The sequence below is a fragment of the Marinomonas foliarum genome (assembly GCF_016906065.1).
Taxonomy (GTDB): Bacteria; Pseudomonadota; Gammaproteobacteria; order Pseudomonadales; family Marinomonadaceae; genus Marinomonas; species Marinomonas foliarum.
The window spans coordinates 3,386,973-3,399,286 of the sequence record NZ_CP070273.1 but is presented as its reverse complement, the minus strand read 5'-3'; the positions used below and the strand labels follow the sequence as shown (position 1 = coordinate 3,399,286).

Below are 12,314 nucleotides of genomic sequence, written 5' to 3'. Positions count from 1 at the left end.
TTTTGTAGTCAATCAACAAATCACTACGCTTTAAATCTGCCAAGCAAAGGTCATTGTTCCGTAGCGAGTAAAACGATCAATCTCTCTGTCCTGTTTGTCGCCATTAATAGTGAATGGTGAGTTAATCGCAAAAGCAATAGCAATGTCGTCCCATGCATAGCTCACACCGGTGGAGAGCACGCTTGTATTGTGGTCGTAATCTATCGACCGACTATCTCGGAAGGTATTACCGTCTGTAAAAATTTGGTTAAACGTATAGCCTACCTTGACCCCCGCATAGACAAACCAACCATTATCTGTTGCCGTTGGGTTGGACATGCGATTCTCGGCTAATAACGTGGTGGCATATGAGCTCTCTAGGTTACGTCCGTAACGAAACATAATCCCAGTACTCGTCGAACTTTTCAGTGTCCCTGCACTCACATCAAAGCCAGTTAGCACATCCATGGTGTCTTCCTCAGAAACCCAGGAGCGCCATACACGGCTTCTGGATAATTCAAACACTAACTCATTATGAAGCTGTGTATTCCAGCCTTTTGGATCTTGGGCGCTGATTACTTTGTGGACGGCTTTCTGGGTTTCTTTACCTAACGCCCATGGCCCGACAATACCAATAGTCGTACTCACACGATCGGCATGATCATCACGTGTCGTGATGTAAGTATTATTGATACTAATCATTGCAGAATATGGGAATGAGCCTTGGGGAGGATTTGCTAACGTTAGATCTTCAGCTGTGTTTAAGGTTTGGCCAACACTATAAACATTTGCCGAGGTCTTTACTGGAGCATCTGACATAGTCCACATTAGCGGCTTGACCCAGAAGTCTGGCCAGTGTGAATCATTACCAGACTCATTGACGTCATAAAAGGTTACATACAGACCGTTAGTATAGCCATTATCTTCATTGACAAAAAAATCATTATCTAAGGTTGCAGACACCCAACTCTCATTGGCATACGCAGACACTCCAAACAAGAGAGACAAGCTAATTAAAGAATATTTAACTAGATTCAGGCTACTTTCAACGACTTCGCCTTTACCTCTAACCACTCCTTTTTGATCGTCTCCGTCTATTCCCTGTCGCATAAGAACTCCCCCCGCCTACGTACGCACATTGTGTCTTCAAATTATTAAGTTGGTCGCTATTATAAAGAGAAATTATGCTGGAAAGGACGACTAAGAGTTATAACTTTAAGGAAATGAGCGGTAGGATTACATATAATTTTCAAGAATAGTTCAATATGTGCACCAAATAGGAAAAATGAGGCGAACATGGCAAAAACCTCTCGCCATGACCGCCCTGTTTGGCGTTCTAGATTAGAAAATCAAAAAACCTAAAGAGATAATTACACCAGAGCCGATCAAAGCCATCAAGCAATAACCCATCACATCTTTTGCACCAAGCCCTGCAATGGCAAGTGCTGGTAATGCCCAGAATGGCTGAATCATATTTGTCCACGCATCTCCCCAAGCAATCGCCATGGCTGTTTTCGCGGCATCAACACCCAGTGCTGCACCTGCTGGCATCATGATTGGCGCTTGTACTGCCCACTGACCACCACCAGAAGGCACAAAGAAGTTAACGATACCGGCACTCAAGAAAGTAAACAGCGGAAAAGTCGTTTCATTGGAAATAGACACAAATGCCTGAGAAATCACCCCTGCCAATGACGCACCAGAGTCACCCGTTGCAGTCATCATGCCCATGATCCCTGCGTAGAATGGGAATTGCAGCAAAATACCAGAACAGTTACGTGCTCCCTGAGAGACCGAATTCAACAAACTTTTTGGTGTTCCATGAAGCAAAACCGCCGAAAACAAGAAGGTAAAATTCACTATATTCAGGTTCAGTGCGAAACCGTTATTCACAAAATAGTAAATCACGTAAGCAAAGCCCATCACACCTAACAGCATGGATAAAACACGACTGTTTTCAAGGCGCTCAGCTGGTGTCATGTCTGCTTTATTTGGCATTTCGACGACTTGCTCTTTTAACAATTCTGCATCAATCGCAACCGTGTCCTGTGGTGCGGGATGCATCAAACGATTTAATAACGGTATGGTGACAAACATCACTGCTAAAATGGTTAAGTTCATCGCAGAGAAAATTGTCTCTGACGTTGGAATCGCAGCCGTCACTGCGCCATTCGTGACCTTTTCTATATTCGCACCGCCTGCAATAGACAGAGGAATAGAGCCAGATAGTCCAGCGTGCCAGAACAAAAACCCACTGTAAGCAGAAGCGATTAATAAACGGTAATCTACGCCTTTAACACGAGCCGCAATTTCTTTGGCAAAAATAGCACCGACGACCAAGCCAAACCCCCAGTTAACCCAGCATGCCATCGCACTAATAGCCGTTACTAAGATAATCGCTTGCCCAGGTGTTTTCGCGACACCCGCCAACATAGCTAACTTACGTTTGAACGCCGGAGCGCTTGCCATGGCATGGCCCGTAACAACTACCATCGCCATCTGCATAGAGAAGCTAAGTAAATTCCAAAAGCCACCCGCCCAAGCATTAACTACTTGCATTGGCCCTTGCCCAGTACTCGGCATCACCAATAAAAATACAGCAAATGTTAAGACTATGGCGAAAATAAAAGGATCAGGAAGGTAACGCTGTAACAAGGTAACGAAGAATTGGCTTACTTTTTGTAAACCTGTTTGTTTTTGTTCGAGAGTATTCATCAGTTTTATCCTGTTTTTTTATATTTTTTATTGGACGACAAAAGCAAAAACAGAAAAGAATAGATCCTTTTCTGCTAACTCACTTTATTACGTTTATTTATTCGTTCTTTTTAATATGACTTATTAGCGAGACACCAACATAGCAACGCCCATGCCGCCACCAATACACAAGGTCGCTAAGCCTTTTTTAAGATCTTGACGTTGCATTTCATGAAGCAATGTCACCAAAATTCGACAACCAGACGCACCAATCGGATGACCTAACGCCACGGCACCACCGTTTACGTTAACTTTTGATGCGTCTAAACCAAGCTCCTTGTTGACGCACAACGCCTGCACAGCAAAAGCTTCGTTCGCTTCGATCAGGTCCAGATCAGCTACTTGCCACTTAGCTTTGTTAAGTACTTTTTGTGTCGCTGCAATCGGCCCTGTCCCCATAATTTCAGGATCAACACCTGCACCACTGGCCGCTTCAATGACGGCTAAAATCGGCAAGCCCAAACGTTTGGCTTCCACATCCGATGTGACGATGACCATGGCCGCACCATCATTCAAGGTAGATGCATTACCAGCAGTGACAGTACCCTCTTTTGCAAAGGCGGGACGTAACTTGGTTAGGGATTCTGCGGTGGTATCCGGACGAATTTGCTCATCGGCATCGACGATAATAGGATCACCTTTACGCTGAGGAATGGCGATCGGCAAAATTTCTTCAACAAAACGCCCTGCAGCTTGCGCTTCGGCCGCTTTTTGCTGAGAGCTTGCAGCAAAGGCATCTTGCTCTGCACGGCTAATATCCCAACGATTGGCAATATTTTCGGCGGTTTGACCCATGTGGTAATCATTAAACGCATCCCATAGACCATCGGTCACCATGGAGTCCAATAATTCCCAGTTGCCCATTTTTTTACCAGAGCGGCTGTTTGGTAAAACATGTGCCGCTTGACTCATGCTTTCTTGACCACCCGCAACGACCATACAGGCATCACCATTCAACACAGCTTGCGCTGCAAGTTGCACCGCTTTTAAACCCGAGCCACAGACTTTATTGATCGTCATCGCGGAAACATGATGCGGTAAGCCTGCATGAACAGCGGTTTGGCGAGCTGGGTTTTGCCCACAGCCTGCGGCCAGAACTTGACCTAAAATCACTTCTTCAATGTGATCTTTCAAAATAGGTTGTTTGGCTAGCATGCCAGACAATAGTTGAGTACCTAATTGCACAGCACTCAGCGAAGATAAAGCGCCGTTAAAAGAACCAATCGGTGTTCTTGCAGCTGCAACGATGACGGCTTTCATAAGAAACTCCTTTAATTGTTATTAAGCAAATGCCATTTCTGGCACATGATCCGGCACGATAAGTTTACCCTGTGTTTTTTCAATAATTTCTTCTACCGAAACACCCGGCGCTCTTTCTTTTAACACAAAAGCACCATCTTCAATTTCTAGCCAAGCTAAATCTGTCAGGACTTTTTTGATACAACCTTTGCCAGTTAGTGGAAGGGAACAATTGGACAGCAGCTTTGATTCACCACCTTTAGAAGCATGAGTCATTGTGACGATAATGTTTTCGGCACCCGCCACTAAATCCATCGCACCACCCATGCCTTTAATCAGCTTATTAGGGATCATCCAAGACGCAATGTTGCCGTTCACATCCACTTCGAATGCGCCCAATACAGTCAAATCCACATGGCCACCACGTATCATGACAAAAGATTCAGCGGAGGAAAAAATAGAGGCACCTTTGACTGTGGTCACAGTTTGTTTACCTGCATTAATCATGTCGGCATCAATGGTTTCTTCCGTAGGAAACTCCCCCATGCCCAGCAAACCATTTTCAGATTGCAGCATGACTTCCATACCTTTTGGAATGTAATTGGCGACTAAGGTAGGAATACCAATACCTAGGTTGACGTAAAAACCGTCTTGTAGCTCTTGAGCAACACGTTGTGCCATTTGCTCTCTAGTAAGTGACATATTAGAACCTCTTTTTCTTATTCTGTTGGCTTGACCGTTCTTTTTTCGATGCGTTTTTCGAATGTACCGAGCACCACTCGATTAACATAAATGCCTGGGGTATGAATTTGTGCGGGGTCAAGCTCGCCGACTTCAACGATCTCTTCGACTTCTACAACGGTGATTTTGCCGGCAGTTGCGGCCAAAGGATTGAAGTTCTGCGCGGTATGACGATAAATAACATTGCCGTAACGATCTGCTTTCCAGCCTTTAACAATAGCGAAGTCACCAACGATGGCTTCTTCCAGCAAGTATTCACGGCCATTAAACTCTTTGGTTTCTTTGCCTTCCGCGACAGGCGTACCGACGCCAGTAGCCGTGTAAAAAGCGGGAATACCCGCACCACCAGCACGCATTTTTTCAGCCAGCGTACCTTGTGGAGTGAGCTCAACCTCAAGTTCACCATTCAACAACTGCTTTTCGAACAAAGCATTTTCGCCCACATAGGACGACACCATTTTGGTGATCTGCTTATCTTCAAGCAGAATGCCCAAGCCAAAACCGTCCACACCACAGTTATTCGACACAACGGTTAGACCTTTGGTGCCTTTGCGTTTGATTTCAGCGATCAGATTTTCAGGGATGCCACACAGGCCAAAACCGCCCGCCAGCACCGTCATATTATCTTCTAGCCCGATCATGGCTTCTTCATAAGAAGCGACGACTTTGTCAAAACCGGCCATTTTATTCTCCTGTTTTTTTATTCTTAATTTCCCTTCAGTTTGACCCAAGCAAATAAATTAATTAAATTTGTTTTTTCTATTTATTAATAAGTTTTTCAAAATAATAATCATAAGAGAAGTATTCTTAAATGAACGTCAAACAAGTAAAAGCCTTCCTCGCTGTCGCCGAGTCCATGAGTTTTGCCAGCGCGGCCACGCAATTACACTTGTCACAACCTGCACTGAGTCTATCGATTAAAAGCCTAGAAGATAATTTGGGTGGGAAATTATTCACTCGTACAACACGTCATATTGCCTTAACCCCAGAAGGCGAAGCTCTAGTACCTATCGCCAGACGATTGCTGGCCCAATGGGAAAATGCCGAAGACGAGATGCAACAACGTTTTGCCTTACAACTTGGTAAAATTACTATCGCCTCTATGCCTTCTTTTGCTGCGTCATTGCTGCCAAAAGCGATTCGTAATTATCATGCTTCGTACCCCAATATTCAGGTCGCCATCGACGATGTATTATCAGATGTGGTGGTGGAAATGGTGCGTAACAATCAAGTGGAACTGGGCATCTCCTTCGAACCCAGTAATCTTGTGGATTTGTCTTTCTATCCCCTTTACGAAGACAGATTCATCGCGATCCTTCCAAAAGATCATCCATTAGAAGACCAAACCACTATTTCTTGGCGAGCACTTTTGGAATACGATTTCATCACCTTGCAGCGCCCTTCCAGTGTTCGCACCATGATTGAAAGTACGCTCCATAAGGCAGGCATAGAACTCAATGTGGCGTTTGATGCTCACCAACTTGCCACTGTGGGCCGCATGGTTAGCGAAGGCATGGGCGTCGCTGTTGTCCCTGCGTTGTGCCGACAACAAGCCATAGAACAAGGGGCCACCTGCCGACCAGTCATAGAACCGGAAATTCGCCGACGCGTCGGCGTCATCTGCCAACCCAGATCCAACCTCTCCATCGCCGCAGCGGCGATGCTGGATGTGTTGATGAATACCTATGCTTAATGTCTTGTTCCTATCAGGAACAAAATAAGGAAGTGTGCATTTACGTCGTTTTTAGCATGTTTCTATGTCGCTCTAGGGGCTACTCTTTATATTCACTGGTGACAGAATAGCCAGTCGTGCGCACAACAAAAACAACAGAAAAAAGGATGTCGATATGAGCAATCATGCAAACCGCGGTGTTATTTATCAAGGTAACGGCACTGTCGAAGTAGAAGCAATCCCCTTCCCAGAACTTTCTATTGGCAAGCGCCGATGTGATCATGGCGTTATTCTAAAAGTGGTTACCACTAACATTTGTGGTAGTGACCAACACATGGTTCGAGGTCGAACAACTGCAGAGAAAGGCCTAGTTCTTGGCCATGAAATCACCGGTGAAGTTATCGAATGTGGTCGTGATGTAGAATTCATTAAAGTCGGCGACTTAGTATCGGTTCCTTTCAACATTGCATGTGGTCGTTGCCGCAACTGTAAAGAAGGTAAAACAGGCATTTGTTTGAACGTAAACCCAGCTCGCCCAGGTGCAGCATACGGTTACGTTGACATGGGCGGCTGGGTTGGCGGACAAGCTGACTACGTTATGGTTCCATACGCTGACTTTAACCTACTAAAATTTCCTGATAGAGACCAAGCACTGGAAAAAATCCAAGGCCTAACTTTGCTGTCTGACATCCTTCCTACTGGTTACCATGGCTGTATTACGGCTGGTGTAGGTCCAGGCTCTACTGTTTATATTGCTGGCGCAGGTCCTGTTGGTCTAGCTGCTGCGGCATCCGCTCACCTACTTGGTGCAGCTTGTGTCATCGTTGGTGACATGGTGGAAGATCGTCTTAACCAAGCACGTTCTTTCGGCTGTGAAACAATCGACCTTACTCAAGAAGGCGACATCCAAGATAAAATCGAAGCGATTCTTGGTGATCGTGAAGTCGATGCGTTTGTGGATTGTGTAGGCTTTGAAGCACACGCTTGTGGTTGTAACCACAAACAAGAATCTCCAGCAGTCGTTTTGAACTCTGCAATGCAAATGACACGTGCTGGTGGACAGATTGGTATTCCTGGTTTGTACGTAACAGAAGATCCAGGTGCCACTGACGAAGCGGCAAAACTAGGCAGCCTAAGCATGCGCTTCGGTCTAGGTTGGGCTAAGTCTCACTCATTCCATACTGGCCAGTGCCCTGTTATGAAGTACCACCGCCAACTAATGCAAGCCATCTTGTTTGATAAGATCGACATTGCTAAAGCGGTTAACGTACAAATGATTTCACTTGACCAAGCACCACAAGGTTATGCTGATTTCGATGGCGGCGCAGCGAAGAAATTCGTTATCGACCCTCACAAAATGGTAAGCTAATTCAGCTACCAATCTAGAACGCTAGATTAAAAAAAGGCCTTGTCCCGCAAACGTTTACATAACGAGAGCAGAACAAGGCCTTTTTGTTTTTATCTAAAAAATCTTATTTAATCGCTGAAGTATTGTCTCTTAAAAGCAGATAACACTTTCGGAAGATGGTTTGGTAAATCATCGGCAATCAAGCCAATTCCCACCTCATTACCTACTTCACCATGTAACCAAACCGCAGCCGCTGCGGCATCAAATGGCAACATGCCTTGAGCAAGTAATCCGACAATAAAGCCCGCCAACACATCCCCAGAGCCACCGGTTGCCAGATCCGCAGGCGCGTTTGAGTTGATAATCGCTCGGCCATCAGGCGACGCAATGACGGTGTCCGCTCCTTTCAATACCACCACTGCACCACTTAATTTGGCGGCAAGCCGAGTTCGCGTTAATTTGTCAGCCACGCATTGTTCATTAATGTCAGGGCTTTTATTAATATCAGTGCTTTCATTAAAAGTAGGAAATAGACGTGCAAACTCCCCTTCATGGGGTGTCATTACACAAGGCCCATTAATCGCATCAAAAAGTATTTTCGGATCATCTGCAAAAGCACTGAGTGCATCAGCATCCAACACGGTAGGGCGATTAGTCGCCAGCGCAGCCAGAACAATTTTGCGTGTCCGTATTCTTTCAAACCCAGCCAAGCCAGCACCTGGCCCGACAGCAATGACATTGTGACGCGGATCGAGCAATAACTCTTCAAAATCTTCCGCTTCTTGGCTTTGCTCTAATTTCACTACCATAACGCTAGTCATCGCCGTGGCATATATTGCCCACGCTTTAATTGGCACAGCCAGAGACACCAAACCCGCACCAATTCGCATGGCGCCACGAGCCGTCAAACGGCTTGCGCCAGTGATATTTTCTCCGCCATACACCACAGCGTGTCCGCGATGAAACTTGTGTTCCTCTGAACGAGGCCAAGGGTAATCTCGACACCAAAGCTCAGGGCTATTTTCCCAAGTCTGGAGGTTCAACTCGTCTAAAACAGGATCGGGAATGCCAATATCAGCAACAACAAGCTTGCCGCACAAACCACGACCTGGAAATAATAAATGGCCAGGCTTTTGACGAAAGAAAGTCACCGTTAATTCAGCAGGGGCAACATTGCCAAGCGCAGCGCCGGTTGTACCATCCACGCCACTAGGAACATCAATCGCACACACAGGAATTTTACGCTCGATGATTCCATCTACCATGTCACGAGCCTTGTCTTCTAAGGCATGTGTCAAACCCGCACCAAACATAGCGTCGATAACCAAATCAGTTTGCTCTAATAAATCAACAGAATACGCTTCAACCTCGCCTTGCCAAGCATAGTAAAAATGCGCAGCTTCTGGCGATAATTTTTCAACAGAACCCCAAAAAGCCAGACGCACCGGCCAACCAGCAGACAGCAAAAGTTGAGAGACAACAAAACCATCCCCGCCATTATTACCCGGCCCACAAAGCACCAAGACAGAACACCTAGACCAGCGACCGAGCACAGCATCAGCAACAGCCTTCCCTGCCGCCGCCATAAGTTCCATAGCTGGCACACCGGCCACAACGGCAGCGCTATCAGCCTTTCCCATTTCGTTTGTGGTTAGCAGTATTTGAGAATGTTGCTTATACATGTGCGCCATTACTTTCCACCTATTAATAACTGAACACATAATATCCACCGATGTTAACAGCTATCTCATGAGATCTCGTTTACTTTCAATGCATCACAGGTATGATGACGCTTTCTGATGCCTATTCAATTATTCGACATATTACCGGACACTCTTATGAACGACGAGATCAACTACGAAAACAACCCATTACATGGTTTGGGTTTACAAGAACTACTCACCCAGCTAGTTGATCACTACGGTTTTGAGATTCTATACGCTTACTTGAATATCAACTGCTTCAAAACTAACCCTAGCATTGAATCCAGTGTGAAATTTCTCAAAAAAACGGAATGGGCACGGGAAAAGGTAGAAGTTTTCTATCTGTATAAATTTAAAAACCTGCCGCGAGTGTCATCTGAGCAGTTCGATTTACCGCCACGAAAACGCATTATTCCTGAAGGCCAAACACCTCGTGAGCCAGCTGAATTGAGCTTTGAAGATGCGGATCGCGTGCGTGAAAAGCAGGCAAAGAAAGCCGCCGAACATAGCAAGACGAAAAGATATGGCAACGGCAAGCCGAGCGGTTATTCTAGACACTAGATCTACCTGTTGAATAAATAAGATTTGTTAAAAAGGGGAATTACTATTAAGTGAATTCCCCTTTTTACATCACATCAGCTTTATGATTTAGTTGATATAAAAAAACGGCGCAAAGAAAATACTCTCTTTACGCCGAATTCGAAATTTAAACCTTAGTCAGTCTAAGCCAATCCAAACTCTTCTGTCTGTTCGCTTAGCTGCTTATCTTCTGGCAAATATTTTTCCATTGCCGCCATAAGCTCTCGGTGCTGCAAGATGGCAAGACATTCTTTTTCATTAAGGTGATCAAGCAGGCTTTGAATATTCTCGCTGTTGATAATCTGCCATTCGGCACAAATCCAATCTCGAGAAAACTCTTTGTTGGGTTCATCTTCTGGCATTTGCGCAAGGTGCCAATAAAATAACGCAGCATCTGATGACAAACGCTTCAAAGAAGATAAAGTATCATCAAACGCCAGTTCGCTTTGCGCTTCGTCATGTCGACTTTGCATCACGATAATGGGATGTGGGCGCTTTTCTTCTGGAGCACGCATCAACCCTAAATAATGAATGACGTTACCACGCTTCGCACCACCACTGATCCATGACAATGGAATAGACAAAATCAAACCAAAGCTAATAGGTAAAGACCAATAGAACAACTCATCACTTAGAAACAAAGCGCCACCCGCTAACCCAAAACCTAGCAGAGTGTGGCTACAGTGAGCACGTGCAGCGACTTTCCATGACGTTGCACCGTCATCACGAGATTGCGGCTTCCAACCACTGTCGCGACCTTTAAAAACATCATAGACAACTTGGAATTGAGACAACATCAGAATGGGGGCATACAAAGCCGACAAAACTGTCTCAACTAAGGTACTCAATGTCAGTAATATTGGCCCACCAAATTGCATGCAGCGTCGGAAGTTCAACATAGCCGCTAACCAACCGTAAACTTTAGGCGCTAACACCAACGCCATGGACAAGATAAATAACGACCGTGCTTTTTCAAAATCAAATACAGGCCAAGTTGGGAACAAGGATGGGTTAGCAAAATACTCAGGTCGAACAAAGTAGGCCTGAACCGCCAAAGCAAAACCGACGACGATTAACAGCAACCAAAAAACCGCACTTAGATAAGACATAATACCAGACATCAAATGCAAGCGAGTGGCAAAGTGAAAGCCTCTCGCGAATACAAAGGCTTTGTGCTGCAAGTTGCCCTGACACCAACGACGATCTCGAACAATCACATCCACCAGCGACGGTGGCGCTTCTTCGTATGATGCCTTTAAGTCTGTATCAAAACGCACCCCCCAACCTGCACGACGTAACAACGCGGCTTCCATAAAGTCGTGGCTCATCACATGACCACCAAAAGGCGCTTTGCCTTCTAAAACAGGTAAGCCGCAGGCATCGGCAAAGGCCTTAGTACGGATAATCGCGTTATGACCCCAAAAATTCGAAGAGTAACCATGCCAAGCCGCTAAACCAGAGGCGTAAATAGGGCCAAAACAATGGTTAGCAAATTGCTGAATACGGCTGTATAAAGTGTTCGCACGAATAATGGTTGGTAGAGTTTGAATCAGGCCTAATCCTGGTTCTGCCGCCATTCGACGAGTAAGTGAAATCAAACACTCCGCACCCATAAGGCTGTCTGCATCCAGTACAATCATGCATTCATAATCGCCACCATAACCTGTTACCCACTCTGCAATGTTACCAGCTTTGCGTTCAGCGTTATTGTAGCGGCGACGATAATAAATAGGACACGCTGAGTCATCTTCATTAAGTAACGTACGAAATGCCTGCTCTTCAGCAATCCACGCATCAGCTCGATTGGTATCACTCAAGATAAAGAACGCAAACTTACCAGACGCTTGTTTTACTAAGTCTTCGTGCATCGCTTGGATATTCGCTCGAATGCGCAAAGGATCTTCGTTATACACTGGCAATAAGATAGCCGTAACGCCATCAACCTCTTGCTCTTTACGAGTTTTAGAAAATGGCCAAATCTGGAAAATTAATCCAAGTGTCGCCTGTGAAAAAGCAAAAGAAATCCACGTAAAGTTAATACAAAATAAAATCCAAAAAGCCCACTGCAAACCGGCAATTGCATTGGTATTCAGTACATCGTACATCTCGGTTGCCCCATACCAAGACAAACCGAGCGTACCAATTAAGACAAACAAACGGGCAAGAAATGTCGTAACGGCAAAACTTTGCAATCTACTTTTACGAGCTTGAGGTTCCTCATCAACGGTATGACGCGGCATAGTCAAAGGTGACAACTTTGGTAATGCCTGCTTAGCAACACTGTCCTTTAACAACATAA

At 45.3% G+C, this 12,314-nt stretch carries 10 protein-coding genes; 3 read left to right on the top strand and 7 right to left on the bottom strand.

What is annotated here, in order from left to right; genetic code table 11:
* Window positions 1–30: 30 nt before the first annotated feature.
* The 5 genes from JSY38_RS15770 to JSY38_RS15750 all read right to left on the bottom strand — a co-directional run bounded on the left by JSY38_RS15770 (window position 31) and on the right by JSY38_RS15750 (window position 5,396).
* On the bottom strand, window positions 31–1,089 hold the full coding sequence (locus JSY38_RS15770; protein WP_205114082.1) for a lipid A deacylase LpxR family protein: 1,059 nt from the start codon (window positions 1,087–1,089) through the stop codon (window positions 31–33).
* Window positions 1,090–1,320: 231 nt separating this feature from the next.
* Window positions 1,321–2,694, bottom strand: a complete 1,374-nt coding sequence (locus JSY38_RS15765; RefSeq protein WP_205114080.1) for a short-chain fatty acid transporter — start codon at window positions 2,692–2,694, stop codon at window positions 1,321–1,323.
* A gap of 123 nt (window positions 2,695–2,817) precedes the next feature.
* Window positions 2,818–3,993, bottom strand: a complete 1,176-nt coding sequence (locus tag JSY38_RS15760; RefSeq protein ID WP_205114078.1) for an acetyl-CoA C-acetyltransferase — start codon at window positions 3,991–3,993, stop codon at window positions 2,818–2,820.
* A gap of 21 nt (window positions 3,994–4,014) precedes the next feature.
* Window positions 4,015–4,674 carry a CoA transferase subunit B gene (locus JSY38_RS15755; protein ID WP_205114076.1) on the bottom strand — a complete coding sequence of 220 codons (660 nt, stop codon included), beginning with the start codon at window positions 4,672–4,674 and terminating at the stop codon, window positions 4,015–4,017.
* A 17-nt stretch (window positions 4,675–4,691) separates the two neighbouring features.
* Window positions 4,692–5,396, bottom strand: a complete 705-nt coding sequence (locus JSY38_RS15750) for a CoA transferase subunit A (RefSeq protein WP_205114074.1) — start codon at window positions 5,394–5,396, stop codon at window positions 4,692–4,694.
* A 128-nt stretch (window positions 5,397–5,524) separates the two neighbouring features.
* Between JSY38_RS15750 and JSY38_RS15745 the strand changes: the two genes are divergently transcribed.
* Both JSY38_RS15745 and fdhA read left to right on the top strand, forming a co-directional pair.
* Window positions 5,525–6,406 (top strand): LysR family transcriptional regulator, encoded by an 882-nt coding sequence (locus tag JSY38_RS15745; RefSeq protein ID WP_205114072.1) that lies wholly within the window; start codon window positions 5,525–5,527, stop codon window positions 6,404–6,406.
* A gap of 154 nt (window positions 6,407–6,560) precedes the next feature.
* Complete coding sequence (fdhA, locus tag JSY38_RS15740) at window positions 6,561–7,754, top strand: formaldehyde dehydrogenase, glutathione-independent (RefSeq protein WP_114411874.1); 1,194 nt, start codon at window positions 6,561–6,563, stop codon at window positions 7,752–7,754.
* 107 nt (window positions 7,755–7,861) lie between these two features.
* Here the strand turns inward: fdhA and JSY38_RS15735 are convergent, their stop codons facing one another.
* Window positions 7,862–9,424, bottom strand: coding sequence for an NAD(P)H-hydrate dehydratase (locus JSY38_RS15735; RefSeq protein WP_205114070.1), 1,563 nt, complete (start codon window positions 9,422–9,424; stop codon window positions 7,862–7,864).
* 147 nt (window positions 9,425–9,571) lie between these two features.
* Here JSY38_RS15735 and JSY38_RS15730 point away from each other — a divergent pair, with 147 nt between their 5' ends.
* Window positions 9,572–9,997 (top strand): VF530 family protein, encoded by a 426-nt coding sequence (locus JSY38_RS15730; RefSeq protein WP_205114068.1) that lies wholly within the window; start codon window positions 9,572–9,574, stop codon window positions 9,995–9,997.
* 161 nt (window positions 9,998–10,158) lie between these two features.
* On the opposite strand, the gene mdoH is transcribed toward JSY38_RS15730, so the two are convergent.
* Window positions 10,159–12,312 (bottom strand): glucans biosynthesis glucosyltransferase MdoH, encoded by a 2,154-nt coding sequence (gene mdoH, locus JSY38_RS15725; protein WP_239543999.1) that lies wholly within the window; start codon window positions 12,310–12,312, stop codon window positions 10,159–10,161.
* Between the last annotated feature and the right edge of the window lie 2 nt (window positions 12,313–12,314).

Bases quoted from the DNA above. Each gene is read 5' to 3' on its own strand.
- JSY38_RS15770 (WP_205114082.1), bottom strand. From the start codon at position 1,089: ATGCGACAGGGAATAGACGGAGACGATCAAAAAGGAGTGGTTAGAGGT.
- JSY38_RS15765 (WP_205114080.1), bottom strand. From the start codon at position 2,694: ATGAATACTCTCGAACAAAAACAAACAGGTTTACAAAAAGTAAGCCAA.
- JSY38_RS15760 (WP_205114078.1), bottom strand. From the start codon at position 3,993: ATGAAAGCCGTCATCGTTGCAGCTGCAAGAACACCGATTGGTTCTTTT.
- JSY38_RS15755 (WP_205114076.1), bottom strand. From the start codon at position 4,674: ATGTCACTTACTAGAGAGCAAATGGCACAACGTGTTGCTCAAGAGCTA.
- JSY38_RS15750 (WP_205114074.1), bottom strand. From the start codon at position 5,396: ATGGCCGGTTTTGACAAAGTCGTCGCTTCTTATGAAGAAGCCATGATC.
- JSY38_RS15745 (WP_205114072.1), top strand. From the start codon at position 5,525: ATGAACGTCAAACAAGTAAAAGCCTTCCTCGCTGTCGCCGAGTCCATG.
- fdhA (WP_114411874.1), top strand. From the start codon at position 6,561: ATGAGCAATCATGCAAACCGCGGTGTTATTTATCAAGGTAACGGCACT.
- JSY38_RS15735 (WP_205114070.1), bottom strand. From the start codon at position 9,424: ATGGCGCACATGTATAAGCAACATTCTCAAATACTGCTAACCACAAAC.
- JSY38_RS15730 (WP_205114068.1), top strand. From the start codon at position 9,572: ATGAACGACGAGATCAACTACGAAAACAACCCATTACATGGTTTGGGT.
- mdoH (WP_239543999.1), bottom strand. From the start codon at position 12,312: ATGTTGTTAAAGGACAGTGTTGCTAAGCAGGCATTACCAAAGTTGTCA.